At 43.3% G+C, this 21131-nt stretch carries 14 protein-coding genes; 8 read left to right on the top strand and 6 right to left on the bottom strand.

The window, feature by feature from the left end:
- Positions 1-40 precede the first annotated feature (40 nt).
- The 5 genes from metG to N7E81_RS11300 all read left to right on the top strand — a co-directional run bounded on the left by metG (position 41) and on the right by N7E81_RS11300 (position 7221).
- On the top strand, positions 41-2131 hold the full coding sequence (gene metG / locus N7E81_RS11320; protein ID WP_263053079.1) for a methionine--tRNA ligase: 2091 nt from the start codon (positions 41-43) through the stop codon (positions 2129-2131).
- 756 nt (positions 2132-2887) lie between these two features.
- On the top strand, positions 2888-4435 hold the full coding sequence (locus N7E81_RS11315; protein ID WP_263049700.1) for a DUF1254 domain-containing protein: 1548 nt from the start codon (positions 2888-2890) through the stop codon (positions 4433-4435).
- Between the two features lie 82 nt (positions 4436-4517).
- Positions 4518-6011 (top strand): arylsulfatase, encoded by a 1494-nt coding sequence (locus N7E81_RS11310; RefSeq protein ID WP_317624039.1) that lies wholly within the window; start codon positions 4518-4520, stop codon positions 6009-6011.
- 50 nt (positions 6012-6061) lie between these two features.
- The gene (locus N7E81_RS11305) at positions 6062-6310 is read left to right on the top strand and encodes a hypothetical protein (protein ID WP_263049699.1); all 249 of its coding nucleotides are present in this window, start codon (positions 6062-6064) and stop codon (positions 6308-6310) included.
- Positions 6311-6345: 35 nt separating this feature from the next.
- Positions 6346-7221: a patatin-like phospholipase family protein gene (locus N7E81_RS11300; protein ID WP_263049698.1), complete on the top strand. Its 876-nt coding sequence runs from the start codon at positions 6346-6348 to the stop codon at positions 7219-7221.
- Positions 7222-7335: 114 nt separating this feature from the next.
- Here N7E81_RS11300 and N7E81_RS11295 read toward each other — a convergent pair whose 3' ends face one another.
- The 6 genes from N7E81_RS11295 to N7E81_RS11270 all read right to left on the bottom strand — a co-directional run bounded on the left by N7E81_RS11295 (position 7336) and on the right by N7E81_RS11270 (position 17694).
- A complete protein-coding gene (locus tag N7E81_RS11295) occupies positions 7336-9273 on the bottom strand; it encodes a YgiQ family radical SAM protein (protein ID WP_263049697.1) in 1938 nt (645 codons plus the stop codon).
- A gap of 277 nt (positions 9274-9550) precedes the next feature.
- Entirely contained in the window at positions 9551-11482 is a 1932-nt protein-coding gene (locus tag N7E81_RS11290; RefSeq protein ID WP_263049696.1) for a PKD domain-containing protein, read from the bottom strand.
- Between the two features lie 141 nt (positions 11483-11623).
- The gene (locus tag N7E81_RS11285) at positions 11624-13669 is read right to left on the bottom strand and encodes a tetratricopeptide repeat-containing sensor histidine kinase (RefSeq protein ID WP_263049695.1); all 2046 of its coding nucleotides are present in this window, start codon (positions 13667-13669) and stop codon (positions 11624-11626) included.
- 197 nt (positions 13670-13866) lie between these two features.
- A complete protein-coding gene (locus tag N7E81_RS19400; protein WP_263049694.1) occupies positions 13867-13989 on the bottom strand; it encodes a 30S ribosomal protein THX in 123 nt (40 codons plus the stop codon).
- A gap of 49 nt (positions 13990-14038) precedes the next feature.
- Positions 14039-16099: a M13 family metallopeptidase gene (locus N7E81_RS11275; RefSeq protein ID WP_263049693.1), complete on the bottom strand. Its 2061-nt coding sequence runs from the start codon at positions 16097-16099 to the stop codon at positions 14039-14041.
- 296 nt (positions 16100-16395) lie between these two features.
- Complete coding sequence (locus tag N7E81_RS11270; RefSeq protein ID WP_263049692.1) at positions 16396-17694, bottom strand: sugar MFS transporter; 1299 nt, start codon at positions 17692-17694, stop codon at positions 16396-16398.
- Positions 17695-17927: 233 nt separating this feature from the next.
- Here N7E81_RS11270 and N7E81_RS11265 point away from each other — a divergent pair, with 233 nt between their 5' ends.
- The 3 genes from N7E81_RS11265 to lpdA all read left to right on the top strand — a co-directional run bounded on the left by N7E81_RS11265 (position 17928) and on the right by lpdA (position 21100).
- Complete coding sequence (locus tag N7E81_RS11265; RefSeq protein ID WP_263049691.1) at positions 17928-18422, top strand: KdsC family phosphatase; 495 nt, start codon at positions 17928-17930, stop codon at positions 18420-18422.
- A gap of 137 nt (positions 18423-18559) precedes the next feature.
- Complete coding sequence (gene sucD, locus N7E81_RS11260) at positions 18560-19432, top strand: succinate--CoA ligase subunit alpha (protein ID WP_263049690.1); 873 nt, start codon at positions 18560-18562, stop codon at positions 19430-19432.
- A 273-nt stretch (positions 19433-19705) separates the two neighbouring features.
- Entirely contained in the window at positions 19706-21100 is a 1395-nt protein-coding gene (gene lpdA, locus N7E81_RS11255) for a dihydrolipoyl dehydrogenase (RefSeq protein ID WP_263049689.1), read from the top strand.
- Positions 21101-21131: the final 31 nt, after the last annotated feature.

The following is a 21131-nucleotide window of genomic DNA, read 5'->3' as shown; positions in this document are numbered from 1 at the left end:
AATAACTATTAAATCCATCTGAGAGCTTTCGAATATTTCTATCTTTGCCGAAAAAAAATCCGTGCAAAAAGAGTTCAAAAGATACACTGTCACTTCTGCCCTTCCTTATGCGAATGGCCCCTTACATATTGGTCACATCGCTGGAGCCTACTTGCCTGCAGATACCTATGTGCGCTATCTTCGTAGCAAAGGAAAAGAAGTAGCCTACGTCTGTGGTAGCGACGAGCACGGAGCAGCTATTACGCTCAGAGCCAAGAAAGAAGACACCACACCTCAAGAGATCATAGACAAGTATCACAAAATCAACAAGGATACTTTCGAAAGGTTTGGCATTTCGTTCGACATGTATCATCGGACATCCAAAAAAGTTCACCACAAGACTTCTCAGGAGTTTTTTCTAAATCTCTATGAAAAAGGAGAATTTACCGAAAAGAAATCAGAGCAATTTTACGACGAAGAGTACAAACAGTTTCTTGCTGATAGGTACGTGACGGGCACTTGTCCCAAGTGCAGCCACCCTGCTGCCTATGGCGACCAATGCGAAAAATGTGGTACCTCGCTCAACGCCACTGACTTGATCAACCCCATTTCCACGCTAAGTGGAAAAACGCCCGTCTTGAAAACCACCAAACACTGGTACCTGCCACTAGACAAATACCAGCCTTGGCTAGAAGAATGGCTGATAGAAGGCAAAAAAGGCGAATGGAAAACCAACGTCTACGGACAATGTAGCTCATGGCTAAAAGAAGGATTACAACCTCGTGCTATGACCAGAGACCTCGACTGGGGTGTGGATGTGCCGCTCCCACACGCCGAAGGAAAAAAATTGTATGTATGGCTGGATGCACCCATCGGCTATATCTCAGCCACAAAAGACTGGGCAAAAGAAAACAACAAAAACTGGGAGGACTACTGGAAAACACAAGACAATCCTGAAGATGAATCTTGCTTGATTCACTTCATTGGCAAAGACAACATCGTCTTCCATTGCATCATATTTCCTGCGATTCTTCATGCCCACGGCGGATACATCTTACCAGAAAATGTACCTGCCAACGAATTTTTAAACCTTGAAGGAGAGAAAATATCTACGTCGAGAAACTGGGCCGTTTGGTTGCACGAATACCTAGACGAATTTCCAGGAAAGGAAGACGAACTAAGATATGTACTGACATCTATTGCGCCAGAGACTAAGGACAGCGAATTTGTATGGAAAGATTACCAAGCCAGAGTCAACAACGAGTTAGTGGCTATTTTTGGGAATTTCGTGAACCGTGCCGTAGTCCTCACTCACAAATATTTTGATGGTAAATTGCCCGCTGCCCATGTAGAAGGAGTAGATGAGCAGGTCATTAAGGAAATGGCCACTTTCCCCGACAAAATAGCGGATAGCATTGACAAGTATCGCTTTAGAGAAGCACTGTCTCATTTGATGGATTTGGCTAGACTGGGCAACAAATACCTGGCCGATACGGAACCTTGGAAGCTGATCAAAACTGATGAAAAACGAACGGCTACGATCTTGAATGTGGCCTTGCAAATCGCTGCCAACTTATCCATTCTTTGTGAGCCATTCCTACCAAGAACAGCCGAAAAAATCTCTACCATGCTCAATATGGATGGAGAAAAATGGGACGAAGCAGGATCTGCCAATATCCTACTGGCTGGACAAAACATAGAGAAGCCAGCCTTATTGTTTGAAAAAATAGAAGATAAACTAGTGGAAAAACAAGTAGCCAAACTAAAGGCAACAACTGCCAACGAACCAGCGATAGTAGAAGATGTAGAAGTAGCTCCTCAGAAGCCAGAGGTGACTTTTGACGATTTTATGAAAATGGACATCCGCACGGGCACCATTCTCGAAGCCGAAAAAGTACCTAAGTCCAACAAGCTACTGAAGTTTAAAGTAGACACTGGTGTAGATACGCGTACCATTTTGAGTGGTATCGCCAAGCACTACAGCCCCGAAGAAATGATCGGCAAGCAAGTGACGGTCTTGATGAACCTGGCACCTAGAGCCATCATGGGCATAGAATCGCAAGGCATGATCCTGATGGCCGAAGACCACGACGGCAAGCTCCGACTGATCCAACCCAACGAGGTGACCCAGAACGGTATGGGAATTAGCTAATCCGCTTACAAAACACTAAACTAAAAACAGCTCTTGACTTTATCACCAAGAGCTGTTTTTAGTTTACAGCCATATTTTGGTATTAATAATTCAGTCAAGCCTGTCTATATAAGATTTGTTGAAAATTTCGTCTATAACCACCCCTCACACAAATCATAGGCTTGTTATTTTCTTCACATTGGATTACATTCGACTTTGGCTAAGCCTAACCGCAGCCCTTCTGAGAAAAAATAAAGCACTTTAAAAAGACACAAAGTATATTCATACTCCACGGAATGGATTTGCAATAAAAAACTGGGTAAATAGTCAAGCACCAATTGTACCTCTCAAATCAAACATGAAAAAAGCAATCATTATAACTTTAACTTTATTTCTAACTAAGTACAGTTATGGTCAAATCACATTTGACAAGGACCTTTTATAAATAACGATCATGAACCATAGCGTGTAACATATCAGAGTCTCTCTTAAAGATTGAGCATCAAAGGATAATTGAGTGATATCCAGGCTGACTTGGGAGAATAACACATACATATAGCTTTCTAAAGCTGACATGTATTAATTCACAACTACCATAAACCTTTATAACCATGAAACAATCTATCTTATTTTCATTTTTGTTCCTTTCGGTCATTCAGAGGTTTGGACAGTTTACCGTGATGGGCGGTGATAGTGTCAGCCAGCCAAGCTACAGTTGACAGCAACTAGTGAGCGTACTACAAAATATTTTCAACCTGTAATTGTTAATTTTATATTATGAAAAACCACATCTTAAACCTATCCTTGGCTACCGCAGTATTACTCACAGCCTGCCAGCGTCAAGAAAAGCAGCAAAGTGCTGCTACTGAACCTAATCACTATGAAAGTTTGGCTAGTCTGCCGCTTGAGGGGGGGTACCCTACAGCGGAGGTGTCACGCACACTGGACGAAGAACTTTATTTCCAACGTGCCACGCAAACCTATCTGTGGGCATTGCCGGCAGTCAATATGTACGCTATGAAAGAAGGGCTAGGCAAGACCTTTGGAGAAGGCTACAATGTAATCTCAGTCTTTGAGAAAAGACTAAAGCCCCAAACGATCATCACTACGCCCAACTCGGATGTGATTTATGCACTGGGTTTTGCCGATCTGAGCAAAACAGGTCCTTTGGTGCTGGATGTGCCTCCGATGCTACAGGGATTGTTGGATGACTTTTGGCACAGACCACTCGAAGGACCAGAGCGCCCCGATGGTACCCGCTTCTTGGGCGACATTGGCTTCCCTGGCCCAGATCGAGGCAAAGGAGGCAAGTACCTGATCGTACCCGAGGGCTATGACGGAGAAGTACCCGAAGGCTATTACCTCTACACCAGCAAAACCAATGGCGTGTTTATCTTCCAACGTGGTTTTTTCCAATCTGTGGACAACCTACAGCCTGGCGTAGACGCAGTACAGGGGATCAAGATTTACCCGCTAGAGGGTGAGGCTAAGCCGATGGATTTTCAGCAAGCCTCTGACATCCCTTCTTATGCTTTGTTTGCGCATGATTACTCGTATTTCGAAATGCTCAATCGTTTTATCCAAAGCGACCGAGTGGACAATATCGATCCCTATATGCACGGCACATTGGCAGCTATGGGCATCAAAAAAGGAGGGAAATTCAACCCGACAGCTCGCCAAAAGGAACTACTAGGTCAGGCTGCCGAGACAGCTTGGCGCATGGCCAAAAACATCGCGGCTAATTTTGACGGAGAGCCTGACGGACTGTGGTGGAACGACCGCAAATGGGTCGCTCATGCACATACAGAGCTTGATGATTTTATGCATACTTTGATAGACGAGGAATTTAGAGACAGAGTGACCAAGCATACAGATGTCAATGCCAAAGCGCACATGTACATCAATCACTACTCGATCAGTACAGGTATGATGTCGTCTATCGTCGGCTTGGGAGCCAAATATGGCAATGCTTACAAAGACAGCGAAGGCAACTACCTGATGGGTGAAAACAGCTATGAAATTACCTTCCCTGCTGATATGCCTGCCAAGCTGTTTACCTCACTCACTTTGTATGACGCAGAGACCGCAGCGGGTGTAGATGCCGAGGGGCAAGTTTATCCTTCTCTCAATACCATGAACGAGTTGGTAGCCAACGAAGACGGTTCAGTGACCTTCTTCATAGGGCCAGACAATCCAGACAACAAGTCCAACTTCATCAAAACCGTACCTGGCAGAGGCTGGTTTAGCTTGTTCCGCTTCTATGGACCAGAGCAGGCTTTCTTCGACCGTACATACAAGCCGGGCGACTTTGTGAAGGTGAAATAACATAGAACATTAACCCTCCAAGGGTTTAAAACCCTTGGAGTTTTTTTAACTTCTTTCAAGATTTTCATTTTAAACCAAAACCATGAGGACAAACAAATCAATTTGGACGCTCATAGTCGCATGTTTTTTTTGCATGCCACTGGTCCACGCACAGAAAAAAAACAAAAAACCCAACATCCTGGTGATCATGGGTGACGACATAGGCTGGTTCAATACCAGTGCTTACAACAGCGGTATGATGGGTTATACTACTCCCAACATAGACCGCATAGCTAAGGAGGGTATGCGTTTTACCGATGCATATGCACAGCAAAGTTGCACAGCTGGAAGAGCCGCGTTTATTACAGGGCAATCTCCCAAAAGAACAGGGCTGCTCAAAATCGGAATGCCTGGAGACCCTATAGGATTACAAAAGGAAGACCCAACTATCGCTGAGATGCTGAAGCCACTTGGATACTCCAGTGGACAGTTTGGAAAAAACCACTTAGGTGACTTAGATAAGTTTCTTCCAACCAACCATGGCTTTGATGTTTTCTTTGGGAATTTGTACCATTTGAATGCAGAAGAAGAGCCAGAAAACCCTGATTATCCTAAAGACCCCAAGTTTAGAAAAGAATATGGGCCAAGAGGTGTGATCAAAGCAACTGCAGATGGTAAAGTTCAGGATACGGGACCTTTGACGAAGAAGCGTATGGAGACCATCGACCAGGAATTTTTGAATGGAACGATGGATTTTATAGAAGAGCAGAGCAAAGCAGACAAACCTTTCTTCTGTTGGTTCAATACTACCAGAATGCACATTTTTACGCATCTACCTGATGAGTATGAAGGAAAAACTGGTCTAGGTATCAATGCAGATGGTTATGCTCAGCATGACCAACAAGTTGGCCAGTTGCTGGATAAGCTTGAGGAACTTGGGATTGCGGACAACACCATTGTCATTTACACCACAGACAATGGCGCTGAGAAGTTTTCATGGCCTGATGGTGGCACCAATCCGTTTAGAGGTGAAAAAGCCACTACTTGGGAAGGTGGCCTGAGAGTGCCTTTTATGATCAAGTGGCCTGGTAAAATTGAAGCTGGAAAAGTCTCAAATGAAATCATTTCTTTAGAAGACTGTTTGCCAACATTGGTGGCTGCTGCTGGTGAGGACAATGTCAAAGGCAAATTATTGAGTGGATATCAAGGGTTCAAGGTGCACTTGGATGGTTACAACTTTATGCCTTACCTCACAGGAAAAGAGAAAAATGGTCCTCGTAATGAGTTCTTTGCCTTTGTAGATGATGGCACTTTGGGAGCAGTTCGTATTGGACGTTGGAAGTTTCACTTCTCCACACAAGACCATGAAGGACTCGGCGCATGGACTGAAATGCAAACCCCACATAAAGCACCTCTATTGGTTGATTTATATGCAGACCCATTTGAATCAGCCATGGAAAGCTCTTCTTACTATGACGACTGGTTACTCAAACGTATGTTTGCTTTTGAGCCATTGAAAGATGTGGTAGCGAATTTCATGGCTACTTTTAAAGAATACCCCGTAAGACAAGAGTCTGGAAGTTTTACTCCTAAATAATGATTTGGAATTTGTGAAGTAATGTTAAGCTAGTAAAACCCTCCAAGGGTATGAAATCCTTGGAGGGTTTTCATCTTAAACCAAAAACCATAAGAACAAACAAATCATTTTGGACGCCCATAGTAGTATGTGTTTTTTTACATGCCACTGGTTCAGCCCAGAAAAAACAAAGAACCAACATCTTGATGATTATGGACATAGAATCGCAAGGCATGATCCTGATGGCCGAAGACCACGACGGCAAGCTCCGACTGATCCAACCCAACGAGGTGACCCAGAACGGTATGGGAATTAGCTAATTGAGCTATCTTCATATCCATAAATTATTAATCTAATGCAATCAAATAAAAAGACCGTTTCTCTTGTCCTAGGTAGTGGAGGAGCCAGAGGCCTCGCCCATATTGGAGTTATTAGATGGCTTCAAGAAAATGATTATGAAATAAAGTCCATTTCAAGTTGCTCCATAGGGTCAGTCATAGGGGGTGCTTATGCTTTAGGAAAACTTGAAATTTTGGAAGAATGGATGTGTTCCATTACCAAGTCCGACATTGTATCTCTACTTGATATTTCCTGGGATGGTAGTGGTCTATTCAAAGGAGATAAAATGATTGACACTTTAATCAACCTCATAGGCAATGTCAAAATTGAGGATCTTCCTATTCCCTATACAGCTGTTGCCGCAGCTATAGATACAGAAAAAGAAATATGGTTAAATTCAGGATCTCTATTTGATGCTATTCGAGCGTCAGTTTCTTTGCCTTTATTTTTCACCCCTGTAGATTATAATGGAATAAAATTGATTGATGGTGGTGTACTAAACCCAGTGCCTATAGCCCCTACTTTTGGTGACAATACAGACCTAACAATAGCTGTAAATCTTGGAGGCCCTCCTATAAACATTACGAATGAGTTTACTTCTTCTAAAGCAATTTCACCTTTTCAAAACAGAATTACGGGCTTTGTTGATAGCTTAAAATTAAAAAGCACGGTGGTAACAGAACAAAGTTGGAGCATGTACACCATTGCTGACAAAGCGTTTGATGCCATGCAAAGTACGATAGCTAGGCAAAAACTAGCTGCGTATCCTCCAGATATCGAAATCGTAATCCCTAGAAACATCTGTGGTACACTTGATTTCGACAGATCAGCAGAAATGATAGCATATGGTTATAAAAAAGCCAAAGAATATGCTTCTGAAGCAAAACAATAAGCAAAATGTTAACACCATTTTGAAAATAATATTTCGCTTATAGCAAAACATATTGCCAATCGAAAAGAGGCACAAGCGCATCCAAGAGTTACTCATTAGAGTAAAACGTAGGGGTTACTTCCTCCTACTCTTCCCCGATCGCTTGCCTGCAAATGATTTTTTCTTACCAAACGTACCTGCCGATTCCGTCTTTTTCTGCCCAAACGACTTTTGTGGTGGTCTGTTACTGAGCAGTCTTTCGATCAGATCTTCCCTACCCTTACTTTGCAGCTTATCTTTGATGCGCTGGCGGTATTCGCTCTTGTGCCAAAAGAAGAACATGTGCTGGTTGCGCTTTTCTTTCTCGGACTTGGGCGTGAATAGCCGCTGCATGGTGTATGGGTGGTACCCTGAGTAGTAAATGACCGTGGCCACGGTCATGGGCGTAGGTGTAAAATCCTGTACCTGCTCTAATCGGAAGCCCATATCTTTGGTCTCTGCCGCTAGATTGGCCATGTCCTCCTCCTTGCAGCCCGGGTGGCTAGATATAAAATAAGGAATCAGCTGCTGATTGAGCTGATGCTTCTCATTGATTTTGTCGTATTTCTTTTTGAATTCATGGAAATGCTTGAAAGACGGCTTTCGCATAATCTTCAAAGTATCATCGGCAGTATGCTCGGGTGCTACTTTCAGTCTACCAGACACATGGCGAGTAATCAATTGCTCCATGTATTCGTCTATGCTATCGTTAGCATCTTTGTTGTAGCTTTTGGTGAGCAGGTCATAGCGAATGCCACTGCCTACGAATGCCTTTTTCACCTTCGGGTGTTTGTCTACCTTGCGGTAAAGCTCCGTCATCTGGCTGTGATCCGTATCCAAGTTACTACAGATCACAGGATGGATACAAGACGGGCTCACACACCTATCGCAGATTTCTTGCACCTTGCCTTTCAGTCCGTACATATTGGCCGAAGGGCCTCCTAGGTCTGAGATATAGCCTTTGAAATCTGGCATATTCACCACCTGATCTACTTCCTTCATAATAGAATCCTGACTCCTACTGGCGATGAATTTGCCCTGATGTGCAGAAATAGTACAGAAACTACAACCACCAAAACACCCTCTGTGCATGTTGATCGAAAACTTGATCATCTCATAAGCGGGTATTGGTCCTCGCTTGTTGTATTTAGGATGAGGCAGTCTGGTGTAGTTCATATCAAACGACTGGTCAATCTCCTGTTCCGTCATGGTGTAGTACGGCGGATTGATTACCACATTAAAATCACCCGCTGCCTGTATGATACGATCTGCTCTAAGCTTATTAGACTCCTGTTCTACATGCTTAAAATTAGAAGCATAAGATTTCTTGTCGCGCAAGCATTTTTCATGGGTATTCAGAACAATGTCTTTCCAGTCTTTGTGTGCTGGCACGTCCTCTTGTCGAGGCATTTTATAACTGGTCTGTGGGATATTGGTGAGCTGATGAAACGGCACGCCTTTGCCCAACAAACTCATGATTTCCCGCAAGGGCTGCTCTCCCATGCCATACACCAGCAGATCGGCTCCACTATCTACCAAGATAGAAGGCATCAGTTGGTCTGACCAATAGTCGTAGTGCGTCACGCGTCTGAGGCTGGCTTCTACGCCGCCAATCACAACGGGAACATCTGGATAAATTTCTTTGAGGATTTTGCTATAGGTGATGGTGGCATAGTCGGGTCGGAAGCCAGCCTCTCCACCAGGTGTATAGGCATCGTTGGAGCGTTTTCGTTTGTTGGCCGTGTAGTGATTCACCATCGAATCCATACAGCCTGAGGTCACTCCAAAAAACAATTTGGGTTTGCCAAATTTCTTAAAGTCACGAAGGTCGTCTTGCCAGTTGGGCTGCGGGATGATGCCCACACGATAGCCAGCCGACTCGATGATTCGCCCAATTACCGCACCACCAAAAGCTGGATGATCCACATAGGCGTCACCAGAGATGATCACCACATCCAATTCGTCCCACCCATGTGCTTCCAGTTCCTTTTTAGTAATGGGTAGCCAATCCTTTAGTTCGTGCTTCACTGCCATTTGGCAAAGCTAGACAAAAGATGTGAAAGGGTGTATGCTCTTCTTTCCAAAGGCCATTTTGCCTCTCTGGCTAGGCATTACTTAACGTTTTTTACACCATAAGGCCTAGAACTAAAAGTAACTCACCCAATTTCACAGGCTAATTCTTAAATCAAAACGAATGTATAAAAAAACAAAAAGCACCACTGCCGTTTGCAAGTGGTGCTTTCATTTTTAAAAAAACCAGTTCGCTTGAATCAATCAATCGTCTTTTCACAAACTAGAAAGCGCAACTAGGTTAATCTTGGTAAATGGTAAAAAAGGTAAATTCAGCATCTGTAAGTACTCCATTACTATTGTAGGTATTGACATACGCCTTTAGATCCGCTCCATACGAAGACCAACTAGACACACTCGCCTTATAGTTATTATTTCCATGTGCGGTTACTAAAATGGTATTTCCGCTTCCTGCTTGATTAGATACAATTACTTCATATGACCCTGTCTCTATTTTCCTCATATACATGGTTCCTGTGGCAGAATTACTCGTACGGCTTGGCGTATAGGCCGTAGTAGCAGTCTCATATAGTGCGTAGCCATAAGCCCCTTTGACATTAGTCAAATTTTTAGTGTATAAGAGATTAAATTCAGCATCTTTCAGTGCTCCAGTACCAGAATGGTAAGTGCGTACCTCTATGATCAAATCGTTCCCTAGGATACTCCATTCTTTAACTTTTGCAATAGCACTTACTGCCCCTGCGGCTGTTACTTGTACATTGCCTAAGCTGCTACCTGCACCTGGTATCTTGACTTTGTATGTACCAACAGAAGAACTGGTGATGGTAGGACTTCCTCCACTACTGTTATAGGATTTGGTAGTAGTAGGTGTATAACTGCCCAACGACTCCTCACTAGCATATAAATAAGCGCCTTCAAAACCTGTCCCCGTCACGAATATATTGAAGGTACGGTCAGCCAAGTTAGCCTCATTATCAAATGTGCGTACGTCTACAACCAAATCGGCACCTGAATTAGACCAACTCAAAACTCTAACGGCTCCTTCGGAATCGCCATATAATGAAGCCTGCACATGGGCATTGCTCATAGACATGCCCGCAAATCTGACCGCATATGAACCCGTAGTGGATCTTGTAACTGAAATGGCTCCTCCTTTAGAATTGTAGGAATAACTAGTACTTGGTGTATAACTAATACTAGTAGGGTTGCCACACCAAGCAAAACCTCGGGTCACTGAGGAAGCGGATACTTTAATATAATTATCTTTTTCTTCGGTATGCGTCCCAGCATAGTTGGTCACCTTCAAAGACACTTTGAATTCACCTGCCGAATTATAAGTTACCTTTGGATTTTTATCCGAAGAGGTAGCAGGCGTTCCTCCTTCAAATGTCCATAAATATTTCACGGCATAGGAGGCATAATCATTGAATTGTACAGACTCCCCAGTGGCTATGTTTCCACTAGAAGCTGTAAACAACGCATGCGGTAGTGGGATATTAGACACCGCATTCCAATACGTCTCAAAACCAGAAGTAGAAGAAACCGTACTAGCTTGAAGTTCAGAAGTATTAGCTCCGTGTTTGAAATAAAAAGTCCTGGCTGTACCCGAAGCAGAAACTCCTAATACCTTATACGCTTCGTTAGACAAAGACACATCTGCTTCCTCAAAATAGTACTTCACATTACCTGTTTGCACATAATTATCAGGGGTGCTCTTTTGTATGCTCCACAACCAGATGCTATTGGCGTTATACCAACCATCGTACATCGTGGTTGGCAAACCTCCTCCAGACACTTCGCCAGAGCCTATCAGCTCTATATCATTCCATACAGTCACGAGCCCAGAACTCGGTGATTCCTGCGAAATAGCCATGATGTAGCTTTCACTACCAGGGATGATGTAAAACTGTGCCTCATTACCATCTAGAGATTCTGCCAAAACCGTGTATACGCCAGAGGTCAAGTCATACTCGGTGTAAAAATATTGAACGTCTTCTGTCTGAATGTAATAGCCTTCTTCCGTATCCGTACCTATTTCGTACAGCCATACACCAGAGGCGTTGTACCAGCTGCCTTGTATTTTGGCAGGCAGTTCTTTTCCAAAATCGGGATCTTCTTCTTTGCCAAGAAGCTCATCAAGGTCACAGGATTGCAAAAACGTGAGTAGAATCATCAAGGTCATCAGCCTCACTAGTAGTATAAGTGATTTCATAATCTCTATTTATTAGTTTGTGAAAGACGCTAATAAATAGACAATCCCTTACTTTTTTTCTGTTGCTGGGACGAACAGCAGAATAATGTATTTGAACTACGGGAATTTGTATTACAAATTTGAATCTACTCCTGCTAAACCCTAGGCAGCCTGAGTGTCTCTAAAAGTGATGGTAAACGAAGTGCCGCTGTCTCCATCTATGTGAAGGGTACCGTCGATCTGATCGACCAAGATATGAACCAGACGCATGCCCATGCTTTTTCCCGTATTCCAACCCTCAGGCAGTCCCTTGCCGTTGTCGCTGATTCGGAGTTTGTATTCCTCGCCATTCGACTCTAAATTGACCTGTACAACACCCATCTGATCTCCGTCAAAGGCGTACTTTAGGGCATTGGCGATGAGCTCATTAATGATTAGTCCGAGAGGCACTGCTGTATCGACATCCAAAAGGCATCGCTGCGTGTTGATGACGGCCTCTATATGATTATTGGCCTTATAGCTTTTAAACAAAAAGTGGCTGAGTTCATCTATATACTCGCTCATATTGATTCTCGACAGTTCATCCTGGCTATATAGTTTTTGGTGAATGAGCGACATGGACTTGATCCTACTTTGACCTTCGCGTACCGCAATTTTGGCCTCCCCGTCTTCCATCTGCCGAGACTGCATACTGAGTAAGCTGGAGATAACTTGCAAATTGTTTTTTACCCGGTGATGTATTTCTTTGAGCAGGGTCTCCCGCTCTTTACTTGTTCTTTCGATAATCTCTTTTTGTTCGCTGAGTTGTGCATTTACAGTGCGTTGTTTTTTATTGTTTTTCCAAATGACCATCGCCAAACCAACCACGAATAGTAGTACCACCAAGATCAGCAATTGGATGGCTCGCTGCTGTTTAATGAACGTCTCTTGACCAGCCAGCTGCTCTTCTTGTACTTTGATTTGGAGTTCTTTTTCCTTGGTTTTGAATTGTGTATTGAGTGCTTCTATATTACGCGCTCTTGCGGCACTTTGGCGTTCATCTTTCGTCTTTTCGTATTGCAATCGAGTAGCATAGGCCTCCTCATATCTTAATGCACCACTCAAAACATTAGACTTTATCTCATAAATGTCTTGAAAAGTGGCAGACAGTTCGTGAGCTTTTGCCAAAGCCCATGCGGTATCGCAGTGTAGTAAGGCCTGATTCGTTTGACCGAGTTCCCCATAAATAGAACATAATAAACTGTGTGTTTGAGTGATTGCTACCTGTGACTGCAAAGCCTCAAACCGCTCCAATGCCTCCAGACAATAAACCAAAGCCTTTTTATGCTCTCCTTGTTCATTGCTGAGATCAGCCAAATTGTGTAAGGTCGAAGGAACCTGATAAGGATCGCCTGATTCTTTGGCTTCTTTCAATATCATTTCAAACCCCTCCATGGCTTGTTCGTACTGTTTCAAATTGACATGCACCAAGCTCTTACCAGTCAAAGCATGCCACTTATTTCTGTTATAATCTGAATCCTTAACTAAATCATAGGCTTCTGTAAAATAAGTCAAGGCTTGCTCATAGGCATCCGTCTCTAAATAGATAAAACCAATATTTGCTAGATAATTGGCCTGTTTATTCACATTGCCCATGCTCAAATTGAGCTCTGCTGCAGCTACATATTGGCCAATAGCCAGATCATACAAGCCTTGTTGTTTGTAGAGATTGCCTAAGTTCCCAACGGCTGCTGTCGTTTTTTGCACCCTATCGTTTTCCTTGCCTATCGATATGTTTTGGCTGTAAGCCCATGCTGCACTATCCAGTTTGTTTTTATCATCATAAAAATTACCCAAAGCCAAATAGGCATCCATCTCGGGTAGGAACTGACCTTGATCATGTGCATTTACCAGACAGATTTTAGTTATATAGATAGCCGTATCCGTTCGTCCTTCATCGAAATAGGAATAACTGACATTGATCATAGCCTCAAGCTCTTCTTTGATATAGCCCAAAGTCTGAGCCGATGCCAGTGCAAGCTCTCCGTAGTATCGCGCCGAATCGAAGTTGGAATAACCGTAGGTAAACGAAATCTTATTGAGTAGCTGCACACGAGGCACTCCCTCAGCCGTTTTTAGCACTGATTTCAGGCTATCGATTTGAGCACGAGCACTACAAAAGAATAGCGAAAATAGGACAGCTAGCAGGAGTGGTTTGGGTAAGTTCATAAGGAAAGTTAGAAAAAACTGTCTTTACCATTCTAATATTAGATAGACTTTATAGAATCTATACAACAAGAGAAAACCACACCTATTTAAAGAAACAAACTAAACACCACTCCTCTAAAATATTGAGGGGTTGAGAATTTAGAAACTTTCTAAATCCTCAACCCCTCTTTTTGTTTCAAACAAACCCTAGCCTAGGGCTATTTTTTCTTTTTAGCTTTAGGCTTCTCTACGACTACAGCCTTCTTTTTATGTGGTCGGCTTACGCCAAAAGACCCTTTGCTAATTTTTCCTTTTTTAGTTTTAACATCTCCTTTACCCATATTAATCTTGGTTTAGTTGTAAGGGAAAAGCTACAAGGATTTTGGCTTTTTACCAAATATCCACACGTTCATCTTCAGATCTCCAAAGCGCATCACCTTCTTTGATCCCAAAGGCATCGTAAAATGCCGTCATGCTAGACACAGGGCCATTTACTCTAAACTTGCCTGGTGAGTGTGTGTCTCCGATCAGTAGGCGCTGCTCTAGCTCTGGTCTATATTTACCTCTCCATAGGGTGGCCTGCGACATAAAGAAGCGCTGCTCTGGTGTCATCCCATCGATGTTGTCTGGCCTCCCGTTTTTATCATAAAACATTTGCAGTGCATCGTAGGCAATCAGCATTCCACCAAGGTCTGCAATATTTTCTCCAAGTGTCAACTTGCCATTCACATGAAGTGTATCCTGCACAGTGAAGCTATTGTACTGAGCCACCATTACTTCTGCACGCCTTTCAAATTCAGCTCCATCTTCTTCTGTCCACCAATCTTTCAATTGTCCTTCGTGATTATATTTCCTACCGCTATCGTCGAATCCATGCGTGATTTCATGGCCTATCACAGCGCCAATCCCACCGTAATTTACGGCTTCATCAGCCTTGTAATTGTAGAACGGAGGCTGCAAAATACCCGCTGGAAATACGATTTCATTGGCTGGTGGATTATAGTAGGCATTCACTACAGAAGCAGCCATATGCCATTCGTTTGGATCGATGGGCTTGCCCAGTTTTCCAAAGTTCTCCGAGTTGGCAAAAGCATTGGCATTCCATCTATTTTGAAGAAAATTATCTTTAGTAATCTCCACGCTACCATAGTCTTTCCACTCGTCTGGGTATCCTATTTTCACCTTGAGTTTTTTCAATTTCATGTGCGCTTCCTTCTTGGTCTCGTCGCTCATCCACGTCAAGCCATCTATGCGTTTGTGCATAGCCGCTTTGATGTTATTTACCATTTCTAAGCACTTGGCTTTCGCCTCAGGGGGAAACACCTCATCTACATAAAGCTTGCTCAAAGCATCGCCCAAGTTGCCATTGGTGGCATTTACCATCCTTTTTGATCGTGGCCTCATTTCTTGCTGCCCCGATAGTTGCTTGCTATAAAAATTGAAAGCAGTCATTACAAAGTCGTTCGACAAATAGCCTGTATTCGAACTGATCAATCTCAACTTGAGGTAATCTTTGATGTCAGCTAAGTTTGCCGAGCCAATCACGTCTGTGAGTTTAGTGATATAATCCAACTGGTTTACATTAATCTCACTGATACCGTTGACTCCGATCCCTTTAAAAAAACGATTCCAGTCCAACCAACTGCTATTCTCTTGCAGTTCTGCCAGCGTGATTTTATTATAGTTCGTCTCAGGGTTTCTGCGTTCTAGTCGGGTCATCGAGTTGGCTGCCAACTCTGCCTCCAAAGCATAAATATTTTCTGCCTTGCTCGCTGCTGCTAATGAATCCTCTCCTACCAATACAAAAATTTTGGTAATAAAAGCCTTGTAACCAGCAATAATATCCTGTCCTGTTTTGTCTTCTCTGAAGTAATAATCCCGATCAGGAAGCCCTAAACCCGACTGTGTCACATTCATAATGTAACGATCCGTCTGCTTATCATCTATACCCACATAAATATTGAAAAGTGGTGTCACCCCGATCATTTGCAAGGCTGACAATGTGCCCTCCATATCATCTTTGCTAACTAGCTCGTCTATGCGTGCAAGCATAGGCATGAGAGGCTCAGTACCTTGCTGCTCGATAGCCAACGAATCCATAGCCGAAGCGTAGAAATTAGCTGCTTTTATTTCGTTAGAATTTTCGTCGTAGAGCTCGCCTTTGGTGGCTTGCTCAAGCACAAAACTGAGTACTTTTTCATTGTTTTCGAAGAGTTCATGAAAGCTCCCCCAAGCGGATCTATCAGCAGGGATTTCGGTCTTGTCTAGCCAAGTACCATTAGCATATCTGTAGAAATTTTGGCTAGGCAATGTGGTAGTGTCTCTAAGCGAAAGGTCTAGACTCACTACCTCAACCTCCTCCTTAGATTCTTGGTTGGTCGGTTCACAACCAAGAATTAAGACCGCACTAGCAAGCAGGAAAATTTTGGTGTACGTTTTAAGTTTTATCATTTCAATTGGAAATTAGTTCTAATTATGCAAGGTAGAAAAATTACCAATTTTACCATCAAAAAATACATCAATGGTAGCTATGGACGATAGGAGACAAAAAAGCCGCCCCAAAACATTATTTAGGACGGCCATCTAACCCAAAACCTTGCACTCTAAACCTGTATGTACTGAAAGTCTCATTAGGCTTAGGTAAAAAAAATACTCTATGTCTCTATGTCAAACCATTAAGTGGCTTTTTACAAAAGGATGGGGCAAGCGTCGCATGTCAACACATACGACTTCTATCAACCAATTACTTATTTTTTATTTAAGCCTATTCTGTGCCCAGAAAACGCATAAAATAAGATTACCGCATAGCAAGGCAACAAAATCCAGTAGCTACCTGTAGCGGCCGTAGCAGCTACATCTACAGCCCCCTCTGCCGTCAGCGCTGCTTTCTTAGCATCCTCCAATGCCCCATATAGTGGCGGGATCACCGCTCCTCCAGAAATACCCATTACCAATAGAGCTGAGGCTGTTTTAGTGAATTTTCCTAACCCATTCAAAGCCAACGGCCAAACCGCTGGCCAAACCAATGCATTGGCGATACCTAGCGAAGCTACAAACAATACAGAGGTAAACCCTGTAGTAAATAAGATACAGAATGAAAATATGATGCCTAATATGGCGCTAATTTTTAACGCAGTTTCTTGACTAATGAATTTAGGAATAAGTACCACACCTAGCAGGTAAGTTACAATCATCGCACCTAAAGTAAAAGAGGTAAAAAACTCTGCGTTGTCAAGACCAAGAGTCAAACCATACTTAATAATGGAGTCCCCTGCAATCACTTCTGCGCCCACATAGGTGAATAGCGTAAGCACGCCCAACCACAAATGTGGAAATTGAAAAATACTGGTTTTGGACACGCCAGACTCGTTGGTTTCGTCGGACTCTGGTGCCTCTATATCTGGCAGCGGCGCTACTCGAATCAGCAAGGCCAACACGACCAATACCGCGGCCATAACAATATATGGAGTCACGACACCACTTGCCATGGTATTGAGTAAGGTCTCCTTTTCTGCCTCACCCACTGCGGCTAGCATTTCATTTTTTTCATTGATTCCCGAAAGGAGTAGTGTACCAAAAATCACTGATCCGATAGCACCCGCGGCCTTATTGCAAATACCCATGATGGAGATACGCTTGGCGGCACTTTCCATTGGCCCTAGAATGGTAATGTATGGATTGACGGCCGTCTGCAAGAGCGTCATGCCCGCCCCTTGGATAAAAATACCCGTAAGAAAAACAAAGTACGTCCGAGACGAAGCAGCTGGAATAAAGACCAACGCCCCAGCAGCCATCAGCAGCAAGCCGAAAGACATGCCTTTTTTATAACCAATTTTTTGAAGGATAAACGAGGCCGGCAATGCCATCACACAAAAGGAGATATAAGAAGCCGACGCCACCAAAAACGACTCTGCATCTGTAAGTTCACAGATAGATTTCATAAATGGAATCAAGGCCCCATTCACCCAAGTGATAAATCCTAATGTGGCAAACAACCCTGCTACTATTGAGATCGGTACGATCATACTCCCCTTTTGCTCTGACATATACTTATTTTAAAATACTTTCTTACTAAACCTTCACAGCTCAAATCCTAGCTGCTCACTCTTTTGAGTTTGCCAATATAGTAAGTTTTGGAAAGCAGAAAATTTTTATCGGCTACACACCCATACTTTTTCGCTAAAGCGTAAAACTTAATCTCTGAAATGCACCTTCGGATGTTTGATTTTTCAAATTAGATCGTTTCTTTGTTGCGAGTTTATGAACCTAAAGACTAATCATGATCAACACAGAAAAAATTAAAATGCTCATCCTCGATGTAGACGGCACCATGACTGACGGTCGTATCAATGTAACCGAGGAAGGCCAACAATTCAAACAATTTCACGCACGTGATGGTCTGGGTATTCGAATGCTCATCAAAAAAGGTATCCGAGTGGGCATTGTGAGTCACAGCTTCTCTGGCGGCGCTATACAAGCTAGAGGCCAAATGCTAGGTGTATCGCATATTTATACAGGCCTAGAAGAAAAAGACGAAATCATCGAAGGCTGGTGTAGCGAACTTGACTTAGACCTAAGCGAAATTGCATTTATAGGCGACGACCTCAACGACATCCCCGCCATGAAAAAAGTAGGCATTTCGGCTTGCCCTGCAGATGCTGCCGACGAAGTAGTCTCTTATGTAGACCTTGTTTTAAAGCGAAATGGTGGTGATGGGTGTATCCGTGAATTTATCGACAAATACATGACGGTCTCCTATTCAAAAATGGCCTAACCCAATCAATATCAACGACTAGCAATCCGCATATCTCTAATCTGGGTCAATTATTCATTCAATAACTTGCTCAACTCTTCCCAGAGCCCTTGATTATGCCATTTATTATCCTATTTTTGCACCAAAATTGAAATAGCATGAGCGTATTAGTAAATAAAGATTCGAAAATCATAGTTCAGGGCTTTACTGGCACTGAGGGTACCTTTCACGCAACGCAGATGATCGAGTACGGAAGTAATGTAGTAGGCGGAGTGACTCCTGGCAAAGGTGGTCAGACTCATCTGGACAAGCCTGTGTTCAACACAGTAAAAGAAGCCGTAGACCAAGCTGGCGCTAACGTTTCAATTATTTTCGTGCCGCCAGCATTTGCTGCTGACGCAATCATGGAGGCTGCTGATGCAGGTATCGCTGTGATTATCACGATCACAGAAGGCATCCCTGTAAAAGACATGGTAGCGGCCAAAAAATACATCCAAAACAGAGACGTAACCTTGATCGGCCCTAACTGCCCAGGCGTAATCACCCCAGGAGAGGCCAAAGTAGGCATCATGCCAGGCTTTGTTTTCAAAAAAGGAAGAATCGGTATCGTATCTAAATCTGGTACTTTGACTTACGAAGCAGCTGACCAAGTAGTAAAAGCAGGATTGGGGATCTCTACCGCTATTGGTATCGGAGGCGATCCAATCATCGGTACATCTACAAAAGCAGCAGTAGAACTTTTGATGAACGACCCAGAAACAGACGCCATCGTAATGATCGGTGAGATCGGAGGAAACTACGAAGCAGAAGCTGCCAGATGGATCAAAGCACAAGGCAATCCAAAGCCTGTAGTTGGATTTATCGCAGGACAAACTGCTCCTAAAGGAAAAAGAATGGGTCATGCTGGTGCAATCATCGGTGGCGCAGACGACACAGCTGAAGCTAAAATGAAGATCATGACTGAATGTGGACTTCACGTGGTAAACTCTCCTGCCGATATCGGAGAAACCATCGCAAAGGCGATTGGCTAATCGTATCAAGACATTAAGTTCTAAAATGCCCCTTACCTCCAGTAGGTAAGGGGCATTTTTTTTTGCTTTAGCTAAATGCCAATCGAATGCATCTCTCCTATCTTGAATTTAACCTGCATGATACATTAAGGTTTAACGCTGTTTCAGGTTTAACATGGATTTAACCATTCACTATTCCAAATAAGTTTTTTTCTCTAGGCAAAGCGATTAAATTTGCGCTAGTTTTTTGAGGCTGACGGGCCAGCCAATTTTATTATCCACAAAGCAAAAATTATGGCGAACAAATATGATCTTATAGTGATCGGTAGCGGACCGGGAGGTTATGTAGCAGCGATCAGAGCATCTCAATTAGGAAAAAAAGTGGCAGTAGTAGAAAAAGCCGAAATCGGTGGCATCTGTCTCAACTGGGGATGTATCCCTACCAAAGCCCTACTCAAAAGTGCGCAAGTATTTGAATACTTATCTCACGCAGAAGACTATGGCATCAGCGTAAAAGACCCTAAGGCTGATTTTTCAGGCATGGTAAAAAGAAGTCGTGGTGTGGCCGATGGCATGAGCAAAGGCATCCAGTTTCTTTTCAAGAAAAACAAAATTGATCAATTGCTCGGTTTCGGTAAATTGGCCGCCAACAAAACCGTAATAGTCACAGACGACAAAGGCAAATCAGAAAACTATACAGCTGACCACATCATCGTGGCTACTGGTGGACGCTCAAGAGAATTGCCAAACTTGCCTATCGACGGCAAAAAAATCATTGGCTACAGAGAGGCGATGAACTTGCCCAAGCAGCCTAAGAAAATGGTCATCGTAGGCTCTGGTGCAATCGGCGTAGAGTTCGCTTACTTCTACAACTCTATTGGCACTGAAGTGACCATCGTAGAGTACTTGCCAAACATTGTACCTGTAGAGGACGAAGATATCTCTAAGCAGCTCGCAAGGTCCTTCAAAAAAGCAGGCATGAAAATCATGACGGACTCTGAAGTGACTGCTGTAGACACCAAAGGAAAAACTTGTAAGGTATCAGTGAAAACCAAAAAAGGCGAAGAACAAATCGAATGCGATATCGTACTTTCTGCCGTAGGTGTATCATCTAACCTCGAAGGCATTGGCCTAGAAGATGTAGGCGTGATGACCGACAAAGGTAAAATCTTAGTCGATGATTACTACAAAACCAATATTCCTGGCATCTATGCCATCGGCGATATCGTACACGGACCTGCATTGGCTCACGTAGCCTCTGCTGAAGCCATCATTTGTGCTGAAAAAATATGCGGGCACTCACCAGAGCCGCTAGACTATGGTAACATCCCAGGATGTACCTATTGCTCTCCAGAGATTGCTTCTGTAGGCATGACTGAGAAGGCTGCTAAAGAAGCTGGCTACGAAATCAAAGTGGGCAAATTCCCATTCTCTGCTTCTGGGAAAGCACAAGCGGGAGGAAACCCAGAAGGCTTCGTAAAAGTAATTTTCGACGCCAAATATGGCGAGTGGTTGGGCTGTCACTTGATCGGTGCCAATGTGACTGAAATGATCGCTGAAGCTGTAGTATCTAGGAAACTAGAGACCACAGGTCACGAAATCATGAAAGCTGTACACCCTCACCCTACCATGTCTGAGGCCATCAAAGATGCCGTAGAAGATGCCTACGGAGAAGCTGTTCACTTGTAAGTGAAATAAAAATTTACAAATCGAAAAGCTC

Origin of the sequence: Reichenbachiella carrageenanivorans (genome assembly GCF_025639805.1) — a bacterium.
Taxonomy (GTDB): Bacteria; Bacteroidota; Bacteroidia; order Cytophagales; family Cyclobacteriaceae; genus Reichenbachiella; species Reichenbachiella carrageenanivorans.
Note: the sequence above shows the minus strand (reverse complement) of the source record. Positions and strands in the feature narration are given on the sequence as shown.

Coding starts and splice junctions, on each gene's coding strand:
- N7E81_RS11265 (WP_263049691.1), top strand. CDS start 17,928: ATGATCAACACAGAAAAAATTAAAATGCTCATCCTCGATGTAGACGGC.
- N7E81_RS11310 (WP_317624039.1), top strand. CDS start 4,518: ATGAGGACAAACAAATCAATTTGGACGCTCATAGTCGCATGTTTTTTT.
- lpdA (WP_263049689.1), top strand. CDS start 19,706: ATGGCGAACAAATATGATCTTATAGTGATCGGTAGCGGACCGGGAGGT.
- N7E81_RS11305 (WP_263049699.1), top strand. CDS start 6,062: ATGAAATCCTTGGAGGGTTTTCATCTTAAACCAAAAACCATAAGAACA.
- sucD (WP_263049690.1), top strand. CDS start 18,560: ATGAGCGTATTAGTAAATAAAGATTCGAAAATCATAGTTCAGGGCTTT.
- N7E81_RS11275 (WP_263049693.1), bottom strand. CDS start 16,099: ATGATAAAACTTAAAACGTACACCAAAATTTTCCTGCTTGCTAGTGCG.
- N7E81_RS19400 (WP_263049694.1), bottom strand. CDS start 13,989: ATGGGTAAAGGAGATGTTAAAACTAAAAAAGGAAAAATTAGCAAAGGG.
- N7E81_RS11295 (WP_263049697.1), bottom strand. CDS start 9,273: ATGGCAGTGAAGCACGAACTAAAGGATTGGCTACCCATTACTAAAAAG.
- N7E81_RS11300 (WP_263049698.1), top strand. CDS start 6,346: ATGCAATCAAATAAAAAGACCGTTTCTCTTGTCCTAGGTAGTGGAGGA.
- N7E81_RS11285 (WP_263049695.1), bottom strand. CDS start 13,669: ATGAACTTACCCAAACCACTCCTGCTAGCTGTCCTATTTTCGCTATTC.
- N7E81_RS11315 (WP_263049700.1), top strand. CDS start 2,888: ATGAAAAACCACATCTTAAACCTATCCTTGGCTACCGCAGTATTACTC.
- N7E81_RS11270 (WP_263049692.1), bottom strand. CDS start 17,694: ATGTCAGAGCAAAAGGGGAGTATGATCGTACCGATCTCAATAGTAGCA.
- N7E81_RS11290 (WP_263049696.1), bottom strand. CDS start 11,482: ATGAAATCACTTATACTACTAGTGAGGCTGATGACCTTGATGATTCTA.